Genomic DNA, 23,983 nt, shown 5'->3' on the forward strand with positions numbered 1-23,983 from the left:
CCTTCACTATAATAGTGTGCGTATAGCAAGGCCAGCCCGGGCTACCGTTTCACTATCTTCATCACATCAACTGATCCGTTCGTGTGTGTCACCTTTACTATGTATAAGCCGGAAAGAAAATTATTCACATTGAAAGAAGTACGGATATCTGATAAAGAACTTCTTTTTTGATCCAAAATCAACTTTCCGGACATATCATTGAATTGTACACGCTCAATCTTGCTGATATCGCTCACCTCCAATATTAATTGAGCAGTGGTTGGATTGGGATATAAAGCTGTTTTGCTTTTCGAATTTATACTAATGCTCCGTATACTGCTATACGTAAAACTCTCGTCCTTGTCTATCATCTTTAAACGATAAAGATTATTCCCTTCTTCCGGCGCCGTATCAGTGAAAGAATAGGACATCAGTTCGCGGCTTTCACCTTTTGAAGTAACTGTTGCAATCTCTTTCCAGATTTTACCCTTCGAACTGTGCTCAACTTCAAAGCGGTCACTATTTGTTTCCGCAGTAGTAGCCCAATACAGCAAAGCAGTCTGATTTTCTCCTTTTTTGACGGTAAAAGCTACCAGCGTAACAGGCAAAACAACCTCTTCATTGGAAACAATATTGTTGTTAAGCGAAATCTTTCCTGCCGTTGAAAAGGCTCTGCCGGAAATGGAAGCTCCCGAGGCAAGTGAAATCGCGCCGACATTGATTACGGTCCCCTTAAAAGCTGCCCCGGCGTCTAAACTGACCGCACCATTAACTTGCCAGTAAACATTTTGAAGCGATGCACCGTCCGTTAGTATAATGTTTACCGGAGCGGTTACCGAAAGCGCACCGTCTATTTTTATAATAAATATTGCGTTCGGATCGCCTCCTGCATCCAAAGTCAGGTCTCCGGTCAAGACCGTAGCCGTTGTACTACAATAAACCCCGGGAGCAAATGTAGCGCCACCGCCGATAGGGGAAGTCAGAGTATTTCCGCATGGGTTTAAAATGGGGTTTGTCAGTTGCGCGTAGGCTGCTGCAACGGCTAACGTAGCAGCGACTCCCTCCACATCTCCGAAGTGCGTATTACCTGTAACTGTTACTGCATCCCCCGTTACGGCACCAGCACCATTGCCAATATCACCTGTTACGGTGGTGGTACCGGTGTTGGCAAACTCCCCTACGGAGGTAAAAAGGGCGAATCCGGCTGCGGTTCCTAAGCTCGGCGCCGTTTGGGCCAAACCTGGTGCAGCAGTGAAAGCGGCTGAAATAATGACGGCCAGCGTGATGAATGTAGACTTTTTCATATCATTTGGAATAGCTGTGAAATAATTTTCACAATGCAAAGATGAGCCCTTTGCTATCCAATAGTGTTACAAAAAGTGTAGAAATAGTTACCATATTCACACATTTCTTTTGGGATAAAAAGTGATAGGTTTTCTTTACTATTACCTCTTCAAATCATATGTTTTCAAGATTCCCGCTTCGTTTTCCTTTTAATTGCTTATAAAAGGATGGGCTAAGACCTGTAATTCTTTTAAACTGGTTAGACAAATAAGCGACACTGCTGTAATTCAGCTTATAGGAAATCTCTGTGAGGTTGAGCTCATCGTATAACATCAACTCCTTTACTCGTTCAATTTTGTTTATAATAATAAACTGCTGTATGGTAATACCCTTCACTTCGGAGAATATGTTGGCAAGATACGTATAATCGTAACCGAGCTTATTGCTGATGTATTCGGAGTGATTGATTTTAGGCGATTCGTCGGAGTAATGTACCATTTCAACGATCACATTTTTTATTTTTTCGATCAGTATACTCTTTTTGTCGTCCAGTAATTCAAGTCCTGATTTGAGCAGATTTGCTTTCAGCCGCTCCCGCTGTTTGACTGTCATTTCTTCAAGTATTTCCACCATACCCAGGTCAAGATCAGTATACCTGATGCCAAGCTTTTTCAGTTCTTCTTTTACCATCATTTTGCACCGCAAACTGACCATATATTTAATGTAAAGTCTCATCCGTGCACAGTTTAGTCATCAGCCTTGTCAGCCAGTTTAGATTTTATTGCATATGTCTTTAGTGGGTTAAATGCGGTTCTAATTTGTTGCGTCAAATTCGGATCACCTATTATGCAATCCATGTCGGACGGGACTTAATTCAATACCAATGATACACTAGCAATAACCACGCCAAACGGCCGGATGAAATTTCAATTCACCACAAAAATGTCCCAAAATTTCAAAACATAATACTAGCTCTGCGGACAGAAAAACACGCCACAAAAGAGTTCTGCGACCAGGGTATCGTCGATTTCCTGATTTAAGAAGTAAAAAACTCAGTCAGGAAAACAGAGAGAATAATTTATGCAATATAAATCCTATCGCACAAACTGGTGTTAATTGAATTATTTGCTGAAAAAAAAATATTATTTATAGTATGGGGATGGGTCATGCTGACTTGTCTGTAAGATCGAACTGCAAAATCTGCAAATGGTTTAATGAAACGCTATGGCCATTAATTCTACCAAAAAATTACCGCTCCAATCGCCCGAGATCGTGGATCTTTCTGCGCAGGACAACGAACCGGTCATGCTCCACGATGAATACCTCATCCGTGAAATGTTCAGCCGGGAGCCTCAAAAGGGATGCGAGCTGCTTTTCAGGAAGTACTACACCAATTTATGCAACCACGCGATCCGCTTTGTTCATTCCAGAGAAGTGGCCGAGGATATCGTCTCGGAAGTGTTTGCTGCATTCTGGCAAAGCCGCACTTTTGAGCTGGTCACCACTTCCTACCGTGCTTATCTGTACAAATCGGTCCGTAACCGGTCGTACAACTACCTGAAATGGGACTTGAACCGCACTTCCCCGATGGAGACGCTGACGGCGCCTTTCGCGGCCCATGCGCTTAATCCCTGCGAGGCATTGCAATATAATGAGCTCTACCAGCAGGTGGAGCGCATTGTGCAGGAGATGCCGCCGCAATGCAGGAAAGCGTATTTGCTGAAACGTGTAGAAGGCAAAACGCTGGAAGAAATCGCTGCCGAGCTTCAGATTACCCCCAAATCCGTGGAGGCACTCATTACCCGTGCCATTGCAAGGCTTCGCAACGGGTTGAAAGACAGTTGGTTTATATGTCTTGTCTTCTGCTTTCAATAAAAGTGTGAGGCCCGGCATGGGGATGCGCGCATCCTGCTTGTCTGTCCTTTGAAATAAACATCACCGTGTCCTGCCGGACAATGGTGTTGTGGTTGCCCTGAAAGGATCCTAAAAGCCCGTAAAAGCTAAAAAGCATAAAATGAAAGATTCCCTACCCAAAGATGTCCTGTTCGATTTTTTTGATGGACGGACCACATCCATTCAGCGCAAGCTCGTCGAGGACTGGCTTGCCGATCCGCATAATGAGGAGCTTTATTATCAATATCTGGATGAGTGGGAAAGCCGCCATCCGCAGTTCTCACCGAAGATGGATCACGCGCTGTCAAATTACATTTCATTGATCAACAACGAGGATGCCGGCAAGCAGGCCCCATTGTCGCAACCTGTGTCGACGCGGTCTATTTTCTGGAAAAACCCCTGGTTGTACAGCGCCGCGGCCGCCTGTGTGCTGATGGTAGCCGGTTTTGTTTTTAGAAATGAGCTGCTGTACCAATCGCTGGTTTCCGGTAACGGGCGTATCTCGTCCTATCAGCTCTCCGACGGCACGCAGGTGGTGCTCAATGCTAATTCTGTCTTGCTCGTTCCGAGGCTCGGTTTCGGTTCGGGCAACAGGGAGGTGACATTGGAAGGAGAGGCGGAATTCAAAGTCGTTCATACCAGGGAGGATAGCCGCTTTATCGTGCGAATGGATCATGATTATGTGATAGAAGTGCTTGGTACCGAATTTGTTGCATTTTCCAGAAAACGAGGCACCAAAGTATTCCTGACAAAAGGCAAAGTAAAACTGAGCCTGCCTAAGGGAAAGCAGCTTTACATGAAGCCTGGCAACCTCTTCGCTACCGGATCCAACGGCGCGTTTACCCTTACGTCCTCATCCAAACCAGCCGCATTCGTGGCCTGGAAGCAGGATATGTTCTATTTCGACAATACCCTTTTATCGGAGGCGGTGGAACAGATGAACGACCGCTTCAAAGTAGATGTGCGTATACTTGATCCCGTTCTGGGTAAGCGCCGCATTGGCGGCGTCTACAAAGCCAGGCAGGCCGAAGACTTGCTGGCCATCTTATCCGAGCTGCTCCATCTGGAAGTGGTAAAACATAGCGAATTCATCGAATTGAGAACATCAGTAACTAACCCGAATCATGAGTAGCAGATTTCTACAAAAAACCCGTATCGTGCTGACCATGTTATCTGTTCAGCAACTTTGCATAGCGCAGGGCATTTCGTTGGCCAGCCAGCCTATTGCGGCCCAGCCGATTGCGGCCCAGGCTGGTTCGCGCCAGGGCCAGCATGGAGAAAGCCGCAACAGGGCCAAAAACCTGAAAGACCTGCTCGTGGACCTGGGCAAGCAGCACCAGGTGAGTATATTGTTTGAAGAGGAGACAGTACGAAATATCACAGTGACGGGAGCGGATTACCGCCAGGATGGTAGCAAGCTGGAAAAGCAGTTGACTGACCTGCTCAAACCATTCAACCTCCGTTTTAAAAAGGCAGGAAAAGAGGCATATGTGATCGTGCCAAGGTTTGAGAAAAGGACCTCCGAAACCGGAACTGCCACCCTCGAAAGCGCTAACTCGGCACCGACGATGTCGACCGAACCCGTGGGAAGGCCTACTATTGCCGTTTTGAAAACCGCCAAAGTGAGTCCCGAAGAAGTTACTGTAAAAGGCAAAGTGACCGATGAACGCGGAGATGGGCTTCCGGGCGTGAGTGTGGTACTCAAAGGCTCGCAGCGCGGGGTGATAACAGATATCGCCGGTAGATATGAAATCACTGGCGCAGATGCGAACGCCGTTTTGATCTTCTCATTTGTGGGATATTTGCCCAAAGAAGAGATTGTTGGCAATCGTGCGGTGGTAGATGTTTCGCTATTGGTGGATACCAAGGCGTTAGAAGAAGTGGTCGTGATCGGTTACGGAACGGCTAAAAAGAAGGACCTCACGGGAGCAGTTTCCGTAGTGGGCCGCAAGGAATTCGGCGATGTGTCGACCACCTCCGCCCAGCAGCTTTTGCAGGGAAAAATTGCCGGCGTGCAGATCGTGAATACAGGCGGTTTGCCGGGTTCCAATGCCAAAATCATCATCCGCGGTGTAGGCTCCCTTACTAATTCGGACCCGTTGTATGTGATCGATGGCATTCAGGGAGGTGATATCAATTCTGTAAGCCCGTATGATATCCAGGATATTACGGTGCTGAAAGATGCCGCTTCGGTGGCTATTTACGGTGCATCGGCAGCGAATGGTGTGGTTTTAGTTACTACCAAAAAAGGCAAAGCCGGCACTCCGAAAGTGACATATAATGGTTACGTGGGCGTTTCGCAACCATGGAAAAAACTGGATATGCTCGATGCTGCACAGTATGTTCAGCTGGTGAAGGACATCAATGAAGCGCAAGGGAACAAGGTACCCGACAAGCTCAATACGCCCGATGTACTGGTAACCCGCACCGATTGGCAAAAGGAGATTTTCAGGAATGCGAAGATCACCGAGCACCATTTAAATGTGACAGGCGGAAGCGAAAAAGCGACCTATAATTTCTCTGCCGGTTATACCAATCAGGATGGTATTATGAAGGATTACGGCTACCAGCGCATCAATTTGCGGACGCAGCTGGAAGAGCAGATCGGCAAGCGGATACGGCTGGGGCAGACCATCAATTTTAAATATACCAAAACAACAGGTAACGTCGCCAGCTTCGTGGAGGCGCTTCGGATGCCGCCTTACGCGCCTACGCTGGACCCGACGAACCTGGGCGGATACAGCAGAGTTACCACCATTCTCGACCAGAACGACGCCCTGAACCCCTTGCCGGGCATTTACCTGACCGAGAAACTTTCCCGCGGCGTCTCCAATCTGTTCCAGCTTTGGGGAGAGGTAGATATTATCAATGGCCTCAAATTCAGAACGCAGGCAAATATTGGTCTTTCTAATAGCAACAGTTACAATTACACAGGTGAATATCTGAACGGCAATACCAGAACGGACCGCAAGATCGATGAGAGCTATTCATTCGCGGTCTCGCCGATTGTTGAAAATATTCTGACCTATTCCAAAACGATCGGCCGCCACGACTTCTCGCTCATGGTGGGTAACACTTTCAATGAAGGTAACAGAAGTCGGAGCGTCAACCTCACAGGGGCGGGTTTTACCAATGACCTCATCAAACAGATCGGCGTTTCCAAATCCAACAGCATTACCGGTGCCGGCTCGGGCATTTATGCGTCGCGATCGTATTTCGGCCGTATTACCTATGCTTTTCATGACAGGTACCTGGTGAATGCCTCCATACGGCAGGATATTAACCCCGCATTTGGGAAAGCTTACAGGAAAGGGAACTTCCCGTCGGTAGGGGTGGCGTGGAAGTTAGCCAACGAGGACTTTATGAAGAACGTCACCTTCATTTCCGACCTGAAACTCCGCGGAAGCTGGGGCATTACCGGAAACGCCAACATCGGCCTTTTCCTAACTGACCCGACCGTTTACCGTGGTTACGGAAACAACAACATTGTCTATTCTTTTGGAGAAAACAAGGCATTCCAGCAAGGTGCGACTGTTACCCGCGTGCCCAACCCGTTCCTGAAATGGGAAGAGACTACACAGGTCGATTTCGGTGTTGATTTTGATCTTTTGCAAAACAGACTTCAGGTAAGCCTGGACTACTACAAACGCAACAGTAAAGACCTGCTGCTGGATGTAAAACTCCCGGTTTCGACGGGCCTGGGCGATGTTTACAACGATGCGAGCATGGTACAGAATGCAGCCAACGCCGTCAACAAAGGCTTTGAAGCGGCAGTTTCCTATGCGGGCCAGGCGGGCGATTTCAGTTACAGTATTTCAGCGAATACCGGTTATAACAAAAACAATGTCGTTTCGCTGGGCAACGGGGCGCCGATCATCAGCGGCGGTACCAATGGAGGGATTAATATCACCAAAACCGATGTGGGTGCGGCAATCGGTTCGTTCTATGGTTTCAAAGTCGACCACGTCGTGTCGAGCGCTACCGAGGTGGCCCAATACAACGAGCAGGCCATTGCGAACGGCTTTAAAGCCTATCAGGATGGTTTGAAGGCGGGAGATATCGTATACCAGGATCTGAACGGGGACGGGCGCATTACCGATTCGGACCAGGCATTTCTGGGCTCGGCCATTCCGGTCTGGACTTATGGCGGCTCGGTGAGCCTGGGTTATAAAGCCTGGGACCTGTCGATGGGCCTTGCGGGGATCGGCGATGTGAAGGTTTATAATGCATTGCGCTATTGGACAGAGGGAACAACCCGCCCCTTCAACTCCTCGACGGCCGTTCTGGACGCCTGGAAAAAGGACGGTGATATTACCGACATGCCAAGGTCCGGCCAGAACACGCCTTCCAACCTGCGCGCTTCCGATCGCTTTCTCGAAAACGGCTCATTTATGCGCCTCCGCAATCTGACTGTCGGATTTTCCATTCCAAAAGCATTACTAAATGCCGGCAACACAAAGGTGTTTTCAAGCTTTCGGGTCTACGCCACGGCCATGAACCTGCTTACTCTCACCCGTTACAAGGGCTATGATCCGGAAGTCAGCGCGAGTGTGAATGACGCCAAGTCGTTCATTTTCACCAAAGGCGTTGATACCGGTCAATACCCGCAACCGCGTACTTTCCTTCTCGGGGTCCAGGTTGGGTTTTAAATTCTTAACATTCATTTTCATTGAGGCATCATGAAAAAACAGATAATTTCACTGGGAACGCTGGCCTGCCTGGCCATGGCCGGATGCGACAATTCACTGGACAATGTCGTAAACCAGGTGAGCTACAACGACGATACCTATTTCACTACACCAGCCACTATTTCGGAAGCCGTAACGGCCACTTATGGTCTGATGCTTTACAAAGGGCTGTATTCGAGGGACTTCTACTATCTCATGGATCTGACCGGCAATGAGGCCGAGGCTGATGCGCCGCTTTTGGGGGACGTGTTACAGCTGCACGATTACAGCTACGCACCCAATCATGCGCAGATCAATGATCTCTGGTCTACTGCCTATAAAGTCACATTCAGGGCGAACCTGGTGATCGATAAGGCTGCGAAGGTGGTTCCCGCCAACGACGCCGATAAAGCGAAACTGACGCAGTACACATCCGAGGCTTACTTTTTAAAGGCCTATGCGGAGTTTCTGCTCGTAACACTTTGGGGAAGGGTGCCGATTCGCAAGGATTACACTGAAAACAGCGAATTTTATTTGCCGCGAGCCAGCACGGAAGAGGTCTGGAAACAGGTGGAATCCGACCTGGCGAATGCCATTGCCGGATTGCCTGTCGCTTATGCGAACCCTGCTGCCGACCTGGGTAGGGCTACCAAGGGTGCAGCCATTGCATTGCTGGGCAAATCCTATTTGTACCAGAAAAAATATGCCGAAGCAGCCGCCCAGTTCGAGTTGCTGACCAAAGCGCCTTACGCTTACGACCTTGTCCCGAACCTGGATGAGCTCTTTACCAAATCGCCGGTAAAAAATGCTGAAACGGTTTTCGATATTCCTCATAAGGCATGGGGCGGCTGGGCAGAAGGAAGCCCTTATTATATGTTCGGGTCGCAGGAAGGGTCGGGAAGCGGAAAAAATACATTGACCGGCCGTGCTATGGAATACGGGTGGAACGACTGGCGAAATGTATTTATCTCCGACGCCGCCGTTAATGCTTTCACTTACAAGGATGAAGCAGGTAAAACTTACGTGGACCCGAGAGCTAAAAACACGTTCTACGGCGATAAGGCGAGTGGGGGAGACGTCACCTATTGCGACAACTGCACAGGAGGTGCCAAACCTTACCCGTATGCGGAAAATGGAAACGGTTACCGGTGGCGGAAATATGAGCCTTACGAATACAAAGAGAAAGGAGAATTGCCTCAATCGGACATCAATTCGCAGGTTGTCCGCTATGCCGATGTGCTGCTGATGCTGGCCGAAGCACATGTGAATTCGGGTAAAATCGCCGAGGCCCTGCCGCTGATCAATAAGGTGCGTACGCGCTCCGCTGCATTTGCCTACACCACGCTCGGCAGTAAGGATGAAGCGATGAAAAAGATCATGCTGGAACGCCAGCTTGAACTGTCCGGTGAGCAGGTGCGCTGGTTCGACCTGATCCGATGGGGTATCGCAAAGCAAACCCTGAATGCAGAAAAGAAAGCCAAATATCCTGCTTCCAGCCAATCTTTCTTTCAGGACAAACACGTTTTATTTCCCATTCCCCTGACCGAGAAAAATACCAATCCGCTCGTGGCCAAAGACATCAGTGATGATTGGAACTAATTGATGAAATCGTCTCCTGGCTATTTTAAAACAAAACCCGCAGAGACCTGCGGGTTTTGTTTTAAATCAGGTGGCGCAGTTTTTGCCGACTTCTCATAGAAAAGCAGATGCCCTCAGTACAAGGGCATCTGCCAGTTATTATTTAATATGGACGAATTTGTGTGTGTGAACAGATCCGTCAGTGTGTGTGATGCGCAGAATATACACGCCCGCATCGAGCTTACTTACATCAACCTTACCTGATAAGGCCGCTCCTGAGCTGTAAACCTGCAAGCCTGCCAGGTTGTCGATCCGGATGGCTCTCACCTGCTTCCAGCTGGTAACTTTGAGCGTGAGCTCATTGCTAACCGGGTTAGGGTAGATGCTGCTTTCCAGCTTGCTTTCAAAGCGAACGCTTCTGATAGCGCTGAATGCAAACGTGCCATCGATATCGATCATTTTCAGGCGGAAGAGGTTATCGCCAACCTCCGGTTTGTGATCAACAAAAACGTAGGTCTTTCTCACCTTGCTTTCGCCTTGCGCCTGTACGCTGCCGATGGCCTTCCACGACTTGCCGTCAATGCTGCGTTGTACCTCGAAACGTTCCGAATTGGTTTCTTCGGAGGTTACCCAGTTCAATTCAGCAGTATTTTCACGCGCGGTTGCAGTGAAGGACACCAGCGTGACAGGAAGCGGTTTTTCCCAGCGGATCGTGTATGGTGCAGGCGGTGATTGCTCGCCGGCTTCATCCACGTAAGCATATTCAAACTTGATGCTGGTGTAACCCGTGCCTGTGAGCTTGATAGCCAGCGAGTCAGGATTGTAGTTCGGGATCACTTGTCCCGCCGTTACCAGCACACCGTTGTAATACAGCTCGCCATTGTCAGGAAGGGTTGTGATCACCACGGTGCGATCTCTGCCTGAACCATTCAATGTACCATCCTCGGGGTCGGTACCTGTCAGCTGAGCAGGCGTGGTGGTGCCTGTACCGGTGCTGGTATGCGTCCCGTTGAGCGGGATGATCGCATCGGTAGTCGGCTGATCGATCAGGTAATCCTTCGGATCTGCTACCGGCGGCTGCTGCACACCTAAGTTTGCATTGGTCACATCGGTAGTGGTCACTGTGATGTTTGGCAAAATACCATTCACCGTTCCGTCGCTTCCCGCATTGGCGCCCAGGTGTTCACCGGTGTTATTCCAACCGGTAGGCAGGCTAGGTGTCGTCGAGCCGGCCGCTGTCTGATGCAATACCACGCTGTAAGTACCTGGCACTACATTACCGAAGTCGTAAGAACCATTTGCATTGACAGGAACGGTCGCCACCGCATTTCCGGTGCTATCCACGAGCGTCACATACAATCCACTAGGAATAGCAATGGCCGAGGTGGTGTTGACTGTACTGTCGGTCAATGCATTGGCATCGTGGAAGACATTGCCGGAAAGACCAACTGCCGGTGCAGTGAATGGAGCCGTTACCGTGCTTTCATTGCTTACCGCACCACCGTTATCTGTTACTACAAAAGGAACAGAGGCGGTCACAGCGCCGTCGATAGGGTCAATCAAAACAGAAAGACCTGTTACCGGAACCGTTAATGAGTCCGGCCATGCGGTTTGCCCTGAACCCGGTGTTTCACCCGGAGCTACATAGGTAACACCATTGATGGTCACCGTTGTCACATTCTCTGGGAATTCAGTGAATGTAATGGTTTCGACTGTTCCGTCAGCGTCTGTAAAATCAAACTCGTCCGAAATATCGACCGTTACCACACCCCCCGGATTGGGTTGTGAAGGCACTGCTGCATTTGTCGTAACCGGTGGGACCTGTACCCCGAAATTGGCATTGGTCACATCCGTTGTTGTCACTTCTATGCCCGTCAGCACACCATTGACCGTTCCGTCGTTACCGGCAGCGGTTCCCAGGTTTTCACCTGTGTTGAGCCAGCCCGATGGGAGCGAAGGCGTAGCCGATCCGGCCGCAGTCTGGTGCAATACCACACTATAAGTACCCGGAGTAACATTGCCAAAGTCATAGGATCCGTCAGCCTGTATTGGAACAGTGGCTATCACAGTGCCAGTAGAGTCCACAAGCGACGCATACAGTCCGGCCGGTATGGTTATCGGGCTTGTCGTGTTCACTGTGCTGTCAGTCAGTGCATTGGCATCATGGAATACGTTACCAGACAAGTTCACAATTGGCGTCGTGAACGGTTTGGTTACCGAACTTTCGTTGCTTTCCAAACCGCCGTTGTCAGTCACGGTGAACGGTACATCCACAGTCGGGTTGCCATCGATCGGGTCGACGAGCACTTCCAAACCGGTTACGGGAACAGTTACACCCGAATCAGGGAATACTTGCTGCCCGGCTCCGGGAGTCTGGCCTGGTGCCACATAAGTCGTTCCATTGATGGTTACCGTGGTCACATTTGCAGGGAATTCTGTGAATGTGATGCTCTGTACGGTCCCATCCGGATCGGTGAAGTTGAAATCATCGGAGATATCCACGGTCACCGTGCCGCCAGGGTTTGGCGAAGAAGGCAGTGCCTCGTCGGTCGTAACCGGCGGCTGCTGCACACCAAAGTTCGCATTGGTCACATCGGTAGTGGTCACTGTGATGTTTGGCAAAATACCATTCACTGTTCCGTCGCTTCCCGCATTGGCACCCAGGTGTTCACCCGTGTTATTCCAACCGGTAGGCAGGCTAGGTGTCGTCGAGCCAGCCGCTGTCTGATGCAATACCACGCTGTAAGTACCTGGCTCTACATCACCGAAGTCGTAAGAACCGTCTGCATTCACAGGAACAGTCGCTACCACAGCACCAGTGCTGTCGATAAGCGATACGAAAAGGCCAGTCGGGATCGTAGTCACCGAGCCGGTTGTATTGACTGTATTGTCAGTCAATGCATCGGCGTCATGGAAGACGTTGCCGGAAAGTTGTACAACCGGTACAGTGAAGTCGGCGGTTACAGTGCTGACGTTACTTTCCAGTCCGCCATTGTCGGTCACAAAGAACGGGATTTCTACTACCGCGCCGCCATCGACAGGATCGACAACAACAGACAGGCCTGTCGCAGGAAGCGTTAGGTTACCAGCCGGCCAAACCTGCTGTCCAGCACCCGGAGTTGTGCCCGGGGCCACATAGGTTGTGCCATTGATGGTGATCGTCGTAACATCCTCGGGGAATTCCGTGAAGGTAATCGATGCAACAGTTCCATCAGTATCAGTCAAGCCGAAATGCGAGGTCAGGTCAACGGTCGTCGTACCACCAGGGTTTGGCTGGGTCGGCTCTGTCCCGCCGGTGGTTACCGGTGGCAGCTGAATACCGAAGTTCGCATTGGTTACATTGGTTCCCGCTACGGTTACACCGGTAAGGATACCATTCACACCCGCGTCGCTACCTACGCCTGAGCCCAGGTTCTCGCCCGTGTTCACCCATCCCGCAGGAAGGCTTGGAGTAGTAGAACCAGTTGAAGTCTGGTGCAATACGATGCTGTAATCGCCGGGAGCGGTTACACCGAAATCGTAAGTGCCATCTGCATTCACAGGAACTGTTTTTACAGCCGCACCGGTGTTATCCACCAAAGTCACAAACAGACCGGTCGGGATAGCTGGGTCGGTGGCTGTGCTGTTGACAGTCACATCTTTCAAAGCATTGGCATCGTGGAATACATTACCTGTCAGCGTTACCGGTGCAAAACATGCCTCAGGCGCATTGATAGCTACATTGACCTGTTTCACCAACTGGCATTGACTTGCATTATCGGTCACAGTCACTGTGTAAGTTCTCGGCGAGCTGGTAGTGACGGTCGGGTTGGCGATGAATGCATTGGAAAGGCCTATAGACGGGCTCCATGCGTACGAGTAACTTCCCGACGAGGTTACATTCAAAGGCAGGCTTGCCGAAGTACCTTCACACAATGTCACATCGCCTGTGGTAGCGGAGATGGTGTTCGCGTTCACTACAACGACTACCTCTTTATAGTTGCTGCAACCGGTTACCGTGTTAGTCTGCGTAAGGCGGTAAGTTTGGGTAGAACTAGCGGCGATCGTAGTAGACGTCGCGTTCGGGCTGGTTACGCCAGCGACAGGGCTCCATTGCCAGGTACTGTTTGCAGGAGCGGCTCCGGCCAGCGCCAGGGTTGCCACGCCGCCTTCGCAAATCGCAGTGTTACCCGTGATGGTAAAGTTGTTAGGCGTATTGACGGTTACTATTACCTGATCGGTCGTAGTACAGCCATTTATAGTAACGCTAACCGTGTAGGTGGTTGTTACGGTCGGCTTCACTGTCGGCTGGGCCACATTAGCGGCGCCTACGATGCTCGCTCCTGTCCAGGAATAGGTCGCACCTGCGATGGCAGGGGTGCCGATTACGGCGGATTCACCAGGGCACAAGGTGGCGTCGCTGCCAGCATTGGCCGACGGGCTCACTTTAACCTGATCGGTGAACACACAACCGCTAGGCAGGGTCACTGTTACCGAATAGATCGTTTCTGTGGTCACGGTGGCAGTCGGATTAGCCGCAGTTGCGCTGCTCAAACCGGTTGCCGGTACCCAAAGGTATGTCGCACCGGCAGGGGCCGCCGGGTTTCCGGCTGCTCCGTATCCTATCGCAATGGGACCCGCAGGGCATACGCTCTGGTCGGCCAGATCCAGGCCGGTTACGGGATTGACAGTCAATGTCACCTGATCGGTCAGCGGGGTGCTACATCCGGGATAACTTACTTTTACCACGTAGGTAGCCGTTGCTGTCGGGTTGAGCACAGTCGGGTTGGCAGCTGTGGTGCTGCTGAGCCCAATCGCGGGCGTAACGCCATCGGCCATAAACCATTCGTATTGTGCCAACGGCTCGGCCGATCGTCCCAGCTGCGCAGGCTCTCCCTGGCAAGTGGTGATAGCTGCGCCTGCATACTCGCCGGTGGTAACGGTGTTGCGTAGTACAACCGTATCCTTGTCCATACAGCCCGACAACGGGTCAGTAACGGTCACAATAAAACTTTGGGGCGTCGCAGCTGCGAATTGTACCTGTGGCTGGGCATCGGTTGGGCCTGTACCATTGGTCCATGCTGCATTGGAAGGTTCCCATGCGTAGGTCCAGTTGGTACCGGCGGGGCCGGGGCTGCCCAGGGTCACGGTCGCGCCGTTACAAACTGCACGGTCGTTGCCTGCGTCGGCAACCGGTGCGGATACATTCACCATCAGGGTGTCGCGGTTGCGGCAGCCGGAAGCGGTTTCAGTAATAGCCACACGGAACTGGGTTGTACCATTGACGGTTGCGGTCGGGTTGGAAGCCGTGCTGCTGCTCAACCCGGTAGCGGGATCCCACAGGTAAGTAAAGCCTGCCACCGCCGTGCTGCCGATTTGAATGGCCGTTCCCGGACAAGTGTATTTGTCTTCCGCTGTGAATACCGGTAATGACCATCCCGGAGGGTTGATCACAATTGATTTCTGGCAGGAGATAGACCCATCAAATTTGTTGGTAATCGTGACGGTGATCGTCGCTTGCGCGGTGGAGGTAATGGTTACCGTCGGTGCACTTGCATTGTCAACCAGGTTGGCAGGGCTCCATGAGAAGTTGTAGTTGGATGGGTCAGCGATGCTGGTACCCAGTTTCAGGGCCACTGCGCCGAATACTTTCGGACAAGCCTGGCCTGAAAGTGTGAGTATTTCAAAATCACAGCCTCCCGTACCTGTGCACGGCTGCACCGACACGTCAGCCGAGCAGGTCACGCCATTCAGGGTGACTGTGCGGCGGAAGACGGTTACACCGCTGTTGCTTTTCAGGTAAGCATCCTGGCCCGCGTTGGCGGTTTGCAGAATCGAACCGTCTCCGGACACGACGCTCCACGTATAGGTTGCGCCTGCCGCATTTTGTTCATCCATGTGTCTGCTCCAAAGAGGTCCGCAAACAGTTTCATCCTGGTTAGTGATGCGGTTGTTCAGCACTGATACTTTCACTTCGTCGGTGAAGGAGCATCCTCCTTTAATGGCAGATACCGTATAATTGATCGTCCCACCAGCCACGGCTGCGGTTCCGGCATTGAACACGGGATTGGCCACCTGCGAAGCGGAAAGATACTGACCCGATGTCCAGGTATAGGCAAATGTAGCGTCCGCGGTGCCGCCCAGGGTGACAGAGGTATTCTTACAAATCGTCTTGTCCGTGCCTGCAAACGCCAATGTGCTATTTGGGGCTGTCACCGGGGTTACGGTGATGTCATCTGTCGTAACACAAGTTGTTCCGCTCTTTTGCTGCACCGTCACTGTCAACCGGTATACGGTCGCGGTTGTTGGGTTAGCAATGGGCTGCGCACAGGTGGTACAGCTTAGTGATGAAATCGGGTCACCGGAAATCCTTGTCCAAACATATGAAACCGAAGGGCTCGAAACGGGTGGCGCGCCGATCTGAACGCCACCGGCCCCCTGGCAGATCGCCTTGTCGGTGCCTGCATTGGCGATAGCGGGAACGATTGTAACCTGATCGATATCCACGCAGCCTACAGCATCGGTTACCTGTAATGTGTAGGTCGTTGCTTCGGTAATGCCCGGTGTAGTCCAAGTGCCGGTAGAAGCGAGCGGTGTACCGTTGCTGGTGCTGCCTTCATACCACGCATAGGTGTAGGAAGGCGTCCCGCCGGAAGCGGTACCTGCGAGCTGTACCGTATTCGAGCCGGGCCCGCAGACAAACCACTGAGGCCCGTCGGCATTGGCAATAGGCGATACATCGGTACCGATGATCACCGATGCCACCCCGGAGCTGTCTACTGTTTTGAAACCGCAAAAGCCGTCGTTGACCTTCACGATCCGGCGGTAGTAAGCCGAGGTATTTCTGGCCAGTGGCTGTAAATCCTTGAAGACCTCACCGGGCATGTCGGTCCACGGCCCTGTCGCGCTTTCAGCAATTTGCCATTGGTAAAGCATCGTCGTGCTGTACCCGGCCGGAGCAGTAATCGTTGCCGGACTGGCATTGATCACCTGTGGAATACCCAGGATACAGGCCTGCTGACTGGCCGGCGAAAGCGTAGTTGTAGCGAACTGAAGGTTAGGAATGGGCTGTGCTGAAAGCTTCCAAACATACTGGGAGCGAATATTTACGTTCGCCGTCGGCGTGACTGCATAGTGGCAAGGGCCGAATTGGGCGTCAGTCAAATAAGTCCCGGCCGCATAGATATCGCCCGCAGCGTCAACACCAACGGATAGCCCGTCATCAAGGGCTAAGGTAGCGGCTGCCCCTCCCGCTGTTTTGATCCATACGAAACCCGCATCGGTGGTGTATTTGCTTACAAAAATGTCTGTGCTGGCGATGAAAGAGCCCCGATTGGTCACCTTAACAACCCCTGCGCCCGGATCCCAGTCGCGATCCAGGAGCGCGGCCGCATTTGAATAGCGACCAGTGGCCAACAGGTTTCCGGCATTGTCGAGCGTAATGTCTCCAACAACATTACCCTGAAACATTCCCCAGACGTAATTCCCGCTTCCATCCCATTTGGTGATGAAACCGGCTGCTGGGATGTCGGTGGTACCCGGACCCGGGTCCAGGTCCATAGTTCCTCCCGCGTTTCCGCCGATATAGATGTTTCCGGCATTGTCTGCCTCGATCTCGCTCACCGAGCTGGAGCTGGTATTGGCAATCGTCTTGACCCACTGAAATGTTCCGGCGCCGTCCAGCTTGGTGACAAAGCCCGTTTGGGTGGTCGTTGCAGGAATAGTAAAGGGCCCAAAATCGGAAACTCCAGCAGGTGAGAACACAGTTCCTCCGACAAATACGTTACCATTGCCATCAACATCCAGAGTAGATCCATTGTCGCTAGTTGGGCCACCCATTCGCCTGGCCCATATAAATGTGCCATCCGAAGCCAATTTTAAGACATATGAATCTGTCCATCCACCCGCGGATGTCAACGCGGACACACCGGCGCCCGGGTTGAAGTCGACCGTATTGGCAAAGTTACCAGCAACATAAATATTTCCTGCGCCGTCGGTCTTGATGTCATTCCCAGCGCCAGTGATCGTTACCTCTACGGAAACGTCCGCTAACCGGATAGCCCAGGAATAATTCCCGTTACTGTCGAGCTTAAGTACAAACGTTTCCGTGCCGCTTGTCACTCTGGTCGAAAGTTCTGCCACGCCACTGCCGGGGTTGAAGTCGGCGGTTCCTCTGAAGGACCCGGTGATAACCAGATTTCCGGACGCATCAACCGCGATGGCGGAAGTGCTGACCAAAACTGTAGCGCTGATCTGTTTGACCCATACCAGGTTTTTGTTTTTATCCAGCTTCTGGATATAAGCATATTGGCCGGAAGTGCCTACGGTCAAGGGGCTTACGCCGGGGCCCGGATCGAAATCAACTGTTTCGACGGAACGCCCGATCATATAGGTATTTCCGGCCGCGTCCGTAATGCCGCCTTGCGGAATGGCTTGTGCTGCCGGTGTAACAAGGCCGGCTTCTGCGATCCAGACCTGGCCTACATCCTGCGCTTTCGCGGGAACGGAATTAAGCCAGAGTATCAAAAAGCAGCATAAAATGGCCAGCCCGGGGAAGCCAGCCATTCGTGTTCGATTCACCAACCGCGTGACGGTGGGTACAACGAACTTGATAAATAATTGTTTCTTCATTTAATGTAGAGTTTGGTTCGTGAAAAGAGCCTTTTGAACGTGCATTTTTATTTTATCATAGGCAACAGCGGATTAGGATGAACGACTTTCAGGGTTGTGCGTTAGCGCTCGACTTTCTTTGCCAGCTCGATGACACTTGATACGCCCAGTTTTTCGAATATTCTGGCTTTATAGGTGCTGACCGTATTTGCGCGGAGGTTTAAACTCAATGCGATTTCTTTAACCCACTGGCCTTCTATCAGCCTGTCCATCACTTCCTTCTCACGACCGGATAGCCCGTTAGCTTTTTTCACGCGTTTTGCGGATCGGTTGTTTGCGGTAACGGCTTCCAGCAATCGCTCTTGGACCGCCAGGCTCACATACCGTCCGTTTTTCAGGACCGTAGCGATCGCACTAACCATTTCCTCTTTTTTGGCTGATTTAGACAAGTAGCCGTTCGCCCCGGCAGTGATGTATTCCAGGGCGTGCGTTTGTTCATCTGCGGCCAAACATATGAGTATGATAGTGCCAGGTTGTATTTGCCTAATGCGTTCGATCGTCGACCTGCGTTTTTCTCCCGGGATGTCGATATCCAGGATAACCAGATCAAACTGCGACCTTTGGATATGCGATATTCCAGCCTCAAAACTGTCGACTTCCGTGATTGTTGCCTCACGATACAGTTCGTTAAGCACAATCTTCTGACTCATGCGGACCAACAAGTAGTCTTCAATCAATAGAATTTTCATCATTTGGAAATGTGCTGATTAGGGTGCTGAGAAATGGTTGGCTGTTATTGTCTCTTGTTAAGCAAAACCCGGTTAAGCTTGATGGCCAGTTCAACGATGTTGTCAACTTCGAGTTTGCGGAAGATTTTACGCTTATAGTAGCCCACGCTTTTGGGACTTGTTCCGGTGATGATTGCGATCTCCTGGTGCGACTTGTTGATCACCAGCAAATCGGCCATTACTTCTTCTCTTTTGGTCAATTTCTGGTTAAGTGGTTTTTCGACAATATGTGACAGTAGCTGCTGCTGAATATCGGAACTGACGAACCTGACATTCTTTTCTGCCCTTCTGAGCCCCTCATTGATTTCTTCCGGCAAAGCCTTATTTGAAAAAAGCGCTGCTACTCCCGCCCGGATAAAGCGGTACATAAATTGGGTCTGCTCGCCCAGGTTAACCAGAATGGCTGTTTCGGGATTCTGTTTTCTGAATACGCCCAGCAGTGATATATCCTTTGCGTCTGAGGTGCCTGCATCCAGTATCATAGCCCGGAACTTTTGCCTGGCTGAATATTCATTGGCATTTCGCAGAGAATCGGTTTCATCAATGAGGCTTTCGGGGTCTTCACGTTTGATGACCGCACGTATCGCGATGGAAAATAAATGGTTATCGGTAACGATTAATATCGTCATGGTTTGGTAGGGTTATTCATGTAAATGGTGCTTGCGTAATCTGCGTACGAGAATGAATGCGAAATCCGGGTGGCGATTTTGCCACCCGGAGCGCATTCCCGTCATTACCTGGTAACGGCTATTTTGTGTGTGTTGATAGTGCCGTCAAACAGGGTCATAGTCATGATGTAAATGCCTTGGGGGAGCATTGTTACATCAATTCCGGCGGAAGACGGCTGCTGGTTTTTGATCACCTTTACACCGCTCGTATTCACGATATCTATTTGCTTGACCAGCTCATGGTCCCGGATCAGGATTTTGTCCACGGCTGGGTTCGGATAAGGCGCTATACCTTTTTCACTTTGAAATGAGACCTCACGTATTTGGCTATACGCAAACGTATTATCTAAATCGACCATTCTAAGCCTGTAAAGATTCTGGCCTGCCAGCGGACTCGCGTCCACGTGGGAATAATTGACGAGCACTCTGCTGTCTCCCTGCGAAGCCACCGAGGCGATCCGGCTCCATTGCTTTCCGTTGCTGCTGCGTTCGATATCAAAACGGTCGCTGTTGGTTTCCTCGGTTGTCGACCAGTTGAGCACCACAGTCCTGCTTTCCGCAGCTGCTGTGAATTTGGTTAAAGTGACTGGCAACGGCAGAATCAGCGATGCAAACGTATAGGCGGTGTAGGTATCCGGCGCCAGTGGTGAGCTCGTTGTGATAGAACCGGCAGAGAGGTCGCTGCTGCCGCCCAATACCGAGGTAACATCCACTTTGGAGGGAATGGCTACCCATTGCGTCCCGTTCCATCCGACGATCGTGAGTTTGGCAAGGTTACTGCCTGTCAAAGAGGCTATGGCGCTTCCTGTGCCCCAGGTCAATGTCAGCGGCGTTGCATTTGCCCCATCGATATCCCAGTATTCGACCGTACTGACGACATCGACATTAGTTCCCATGCTGCTGGTAGCAAAGGGGCCTCCGCTGGGAAGGGCTGTATAGTTGGATCCTGTAAAAAGGTTGCTGGTAACGGCAGTGTTGGCATCGGCGTGAAAGTAAGCGCCCATAACGCCATCGGCCGAAGCAGCAAACTGGCCAACAAAACCGTTGTCGCCGACAGGAAAGACGAATGCGCCCGCGCCGTATTTGCGCACGTACCCGTCCACGTAACCCGCATCGGAAGCACCTGTGGAAGTGAGGTTGTCGCCGGCGAAGTTGAGCACGCCGAAATTACCTGCTGCGCGTTCGGTCAGAATTACGCCCGGCTGTGCGCCTCCGCCTCCGGTGATGAAGTTATGGTTGCTGAAAAAGGTCATCTGGGCACCACCGAAGATGGTGGTGTTCCCCTGGCTGCCTTCCTGGGCCTGGGCAAAATGCCCGACTAGAAGCAATGCCGAAGACACTGCCATGCTAATCCATCCTTTTTTGGATGAGATGGTATAGTTTTGTTTCATTGGTCCGTCTATTTAATGGTATCTGGGGATACTAGTTACCCAGTGCGTTGCAATGGAAATTTCCTGCTATGGATACTTCTCTCCCAATATTCCAAGGCTCGGATGATTAGCTGATCAACAGGTCAATTCGAGATTTTGTAAGCATAAAAGGTTGATACAGCGACGGCAAAGGTAGCACCAGAGGAAACCCCTGCACCGGCTCGTAGCGTTACTGTATCGCCAGCATTCAATCTCACGAGATTTGAGATGGAAGTGGATGAGAAAACCGCGGATGGAAATGAACATCCTTGCGTGACAGAAGTATTATTAACATAAAGATGTAAACATGTCCGGTCCAAATTAGGGACTCCGGGGAGTGCGGAGTTATCAAATTGTGTTGAACCGAATAACACATAGTGACCTGCAGCGGGTGTTATAAAAGTTCCGGTAGAAGGAGTAAATGAGTTGGTAGGATCAGTCGTTTCTCCGGGGAATGTAATCGTTCCGAGCTGGCCCGCATTGGGTGACTGTGGAAAGTTTTCTCGACCACCCTGTGAAGCAGCAAACGCGGTAAGAGATACACTTTGCCAGCTTCCACCACCGACAGCATCAGAGGTGAAAATCTTCCCTTGACCTTCTGTACCATCCTGAATGGTGACCTGTCCGGTTGTCTTGTCAACCATCATTTTGCGGCCTGACGTTGAAGCTTCAACTTCCAAATTGGCATTTGGAGAAATCGTTGTAGGGTTGCTGCCGATTTTAACCTGTCCAAAGCTGATAGACGATACGCCCAGCATCATAGTGACGAGAAAAGCAGAAGCTAGTCGAGCTGTTTTCATAATCGATTTGTTTTTTGTCAAAATATATGATCAGATGATTTTGAGAATTGCTATTGAGCGAGCAGGGAAATACTGGCCCTCAGGCATCGTAGCTTTTGTTGCGTGACAATGGAAATAGCAATAATCTCCATGGGATCAATTCAGTTTTTATTACAGTCGATGCGGGTGCCCGAGAAAAAAATCGCGGCAGTTGTAACCGAATCAGGCTTGACCCCGCTGACGTGATCAGAATTTATTTGAAACGTGACCTTGTCGCCCGCTGTAAAATAATTGGCAGATGTTACATCCTGCCAGGCGCCGACCCCATATACTAATTCGGGCGAAACAGTATGGCTTAAAAGACCCTTGGAAGCTGAAACTAAATCTATGGAGGTATTTCTGCTGCCGGTAGTTCCGATAGAAACATTATAGGTACCCACAGACCCGTGGAAGAGGTAGAATCCATCCGCAGGGATGGTATACTCCCCGGTTGCGTTGTTATAAGCGCCGGATGCCGAGTAAACAATATTATTGGCTATCAGGGTAACAGGCGTATACTCGCCGGTATTGACTACTGGTGTGGTTGTATTATCCCCCTTCGCATCAAAGCTGGCACATCCGGCCCCGCTGGTTTGCCAGCTTCCACCCCCATTTGCATCGGAGGTAAATACTTTTCCGGCTGCCTGTGTTCCGTCCGTGATGGTCACCTGCCCGGTTGTTTTGTTGATAGCCGTTTTTCTTCCGGGAGTGGAAGCTTCTACTTCCAGGTTGTTATTTGGGTCAATTGTCGTAGGATTGCTTCCAATCTTAACCTGTGCGAAGGAAAGCGATGATGCAGCAAGCCCCAGAGCCAATACGAATGCTGAAAATAAAGTAGTTGTTTTCATAATCGATTTTGTTTCAATAGAAGTAGTTTGATAATAATGAATGCGAAATCCGGGCGGCGATTTTGCCGCCCGGAGCGCATTCCCGTCATTACCTGGTAACGGCTATTTTGTGTGTGTTGATAGTGCCGTCAAACAGGGTCATAGTCATGATGTAAATGCCTTGGGGGAGCGTCGTTACATCAATTCCGGCGGAAGACGGCTGCTGGTTTTTGATCACCTTTACACCGCTCGTGTTCACGATATCTATTTGCTTGACCAGCTCATGGTCCCGGATCAGGATTTTGTCCACAACTGGGTTCGGATAAGGCGCTATACCTTTTTCACTTTGAAATGAGACCTCACGTATTTGGCTATACGCAAACGTATTATCTAAATCGACCATTCTAAGCCTGTAAAGATTCTGGCCTGCCAGCGGGCTCGCGTCCACGTGGGAGTAATTGACGAGCACTCTGCTGTCTCCCTGCGAAGCCACCGAGGCGATCCGGCTCCATTGCTTTCCGTTGCTGCTGCGTTCGATATCAAAACGGTCGCTGTTGGTTTCCTCGGTTGTCGACCAGTTGAGCACCACAGTCCTGCTTTCCGCAGCTGCTGTGAATTTGGTTAAAGTGACTGGCAACGGCAGAATCAGCGATGCAAACGTATAGGCGGTGTAGGTATCCGGCGCCAGTGGTGAGCTCGTTGTGATAGAACCGGCAGAGAGGTCGCTGCTGCCGCCCAATACCGAGGTAACATCCACTTTGGAGGGAATGGCTACCCATTGCGTCCCGTTCCATCCGACGATCGTGAGTTTGGCAAGGTTACTGCCTGTCAAAGAGGCTATGGCGCTTCCTGTGTCCCAGGTCAATGTCAGCGGCGTTGCATTTGCCCCATCGATATCCCAGTATTCGACCGTACTGACGATATCGACATTAGTTCCCATACTGCTGGTTGCAAAAGGGCCTCCGCTGGGAAGGGCAGCATAATCGGATCCTGTAAAAAGGTTGCTGGTAACGGCAGTGTTGGCATCGGCGTGAAAGTAAGCACCCATAACGCCATCTGCCGAAGCTGCAAACTGGCCAACAAAACCGTTGTCGCCGACAGGAAAGACGAATGCGCCCGCGCCGTATTTGCGCACGTACCCGTCCACGTAACCCGCATCGGAAGCACCTGTGGAGGTGAGGTTGTCGCCGGCGAAGTTGAGCACGCCGAAATTACCTGCTGCGCGTTCGGTCAGGATTACGCCTGGCTGTGCGCCTCCGCCTCCGGTGATGAAGTTATGGTTGCTGAAAAAGGTCATCTGGGCGCCTCCGAAGATGGTGGTGTTCCCCTGGCTGCCTTCCTGGGCCTGGGCAAAATGCCCGACTAGAAGCAATGCCGAGGACACTGCCATGCTAATCCATCCTTTTTTGGATGAAATGGTATAGTTTTGATTCATTGCCAAGTCTGTTTAATGCTTTGAGATTGATGTTTGTGTTTGAAAGCT

The 23,983-nt window shown here is 50.9% G+C and carries 13 protein-coding genes; 4 read left to right on the plus strand and 9 right to left on the minus strand.

The genetic code is table 11. From position 1 onward, the window contains the following. Window positions 1–41: 41 nt before the first annotated feature. Window positions 42–1,283 (minus strand): ice-binding family protein, encoded by a 1,242-nt coding sequence (locus tag IEY24_RS01695; protein ID WP_188928050.1) that lies wholly within the window; start codon window positions 1,281–1,283, stop codon window positions 42–44. 154 nt (window positions 1,284–1,437) lie between these two features. Further along, window positions 1,438–1,998: a helix-turn-helix domain-containing protein gene (locus IEY24_RS01700; RefSeq protein WP_229221177.1), complete on the minus strand. Its 561-nt coding sequence runs from the start codon at window positions 1,996–1,998 to the stop codon at window positions 1,438–1,440. A gap of 489 nt (window positions 1,999–2,487) precedes the next feature. On the opposite strand from IEY24_RS01700, the gene IEY24_RS01705 reads away from it, so the two are divergent. From IEY24_RS01705 to IEY24_RS01720, 4 genes are all read left to right on the plus strand, one after another. Then, complete coding sequence (locus IEY24_RS01705; protein WP_188928052.1) at window positions 2,488–3,138, plus strand: RNA polymerase sigma-70 factor; 651 nt, start codon at window positions 2,488–2,490, stop codon at window positions 3,136–3,138. 139 nt (window positions 3,139–3,277) lie between these two features. Then, on the plus strand, window positions 3,278–4,288 hold the full coding sequence (locus IEY24_RS01710; RefSeq protein ID WP_188928054.1) for a FecR family protein: 1,011 nt from the start codon (window positions 3,278–3,280) through the stop codon (window positions 4,286–4,288). After that, entirely contained in the window at window positions 4,281–7,805 is a 3,525-nt protein-coding gene (locus tag IEY24_RS01715) for a SusC/RagA family TonB-linked outer membrane protein (protein ID WP_188928056.1), read from the plus strand. Before IEY24_RS01710 ends, IEY24_RS01715 begins: the two co-directional genes overlap by 8 nt. A gap of 30 nt (window positions 7,806–7,835) precedes the next feature. Beyond that, window positions 7,836–9,422 (plus strand): RagB/SusD family nutrient uptake outer membrane protein, encoded by a 1,587-nt coding sequence (locus IEY24_RS01720; protein ID WP_188928058.1) that lies wholly within the window; start codon window positions 7,836–7,838, stop codon window positions 9,420–9,422. A gap of 138 nt (window positions 9,423–9,560) precedes the next feature. On the opposite strand, the gene IEY24_RS01725 is transcribed toward IEY24_RS01720, so the two are convergent. The 7 genes from IEY24_RS01725 to IEY24_RS01755 form a co-directional block, all read right to left on the minus strand. Then, entirely contained in the window at window positions 9,561–18,011 is an 8,451-nt protein-coding gene (locus IEY24_RS01725) for a T9SS type A sorting domain-containing protein (RefSeq protein WP_188928060.1), read from the minus strand. 101 nt (window positions 18,012–18,112) lie between these two features. Then, window positions 18,113–18,742, minus strand: coding sequence for a response regulator (locus IEY24_RS01730; RefSeq protein WP_229221180.1), 630 nt, complete (start codon window positions 18,740–18,742; stop codon window positions 18,113–18,115). 41 nt (window positions 18,743–18,783) lie between these two features. Next, on the minus strand, window positions 18,784–19,407 hold the full coding sequence (locus IEY24_RS01735) for a response regulator transcription factor (protein WP_188928062.1): 624 nt from the start codon (window positions 19,405–19,407) through the stop codon (window positions 18,784–18,786). 104 nt (window positions 19,408–19,511) lie between these two features. After that, the gene (locus IEY24_RS01740) at window positions 19,512–20,837 is read right to left on the minus strand and encodes a T9SS type A sorting domain-containing protein (RefSeq protein WP_188928064.1); all 1,326 of its coding nucleotides are present in this window, start codon (window positions 20,835–20,837) and stop codon (window positions 19,512–19,514) included. Between the two features lie 122 nt (window positions 20,838–20,959). Next, entirely contained in the window at window positions 20,960–21,655 is a 696-nt protein-coding gene (locus tag IEY24_RS01745) for a C1q-like domain-containing protein (RefSeq protein WP_188928066.1), read from the minus strand. Window positions 21,656–21,795: 140 nt separating this feature from the next. Then, the gene (locus IEY24_RS01750; RefSeq protein WP_188928068.1) at window positions 21,796–22,521 is read right to left on the minus strand and encodes a hypothetical protein; all 726 of its coding nucleotides are present in this window, start codon (window positions 22,519–22,521) and stop codon (window positions 21,796–21,798) included. Between the two features lie 88 nt (window positions 22,522–22,609). Continuing rightward, the gene (locus IEY24_RS01755) at window positions 22,610–23,935 is read right to left on the minus strand and encodes a T9SS type A sorting domain-containing protein (RefSeq protein ID WP_188928070.1); all 1,326 of its coding nucleotides are present in this window, start codon (window positions 23,933–23,935) and stop codon (window positions 22,610–22,612) included. Window positions 23,936–23,983: the final 48 nt, after the last annotated feature.

Source organism: Dyadobacter endophyticus (assembly GCF_014641595.1).
GTDB classification, from domain to species: domain Bacteria; phylum Bacteroidota; class Bacteroidia; order Cytophagales; family Spirosomataceae; genus Dyadobacter; species Dyadobacter endophyticus.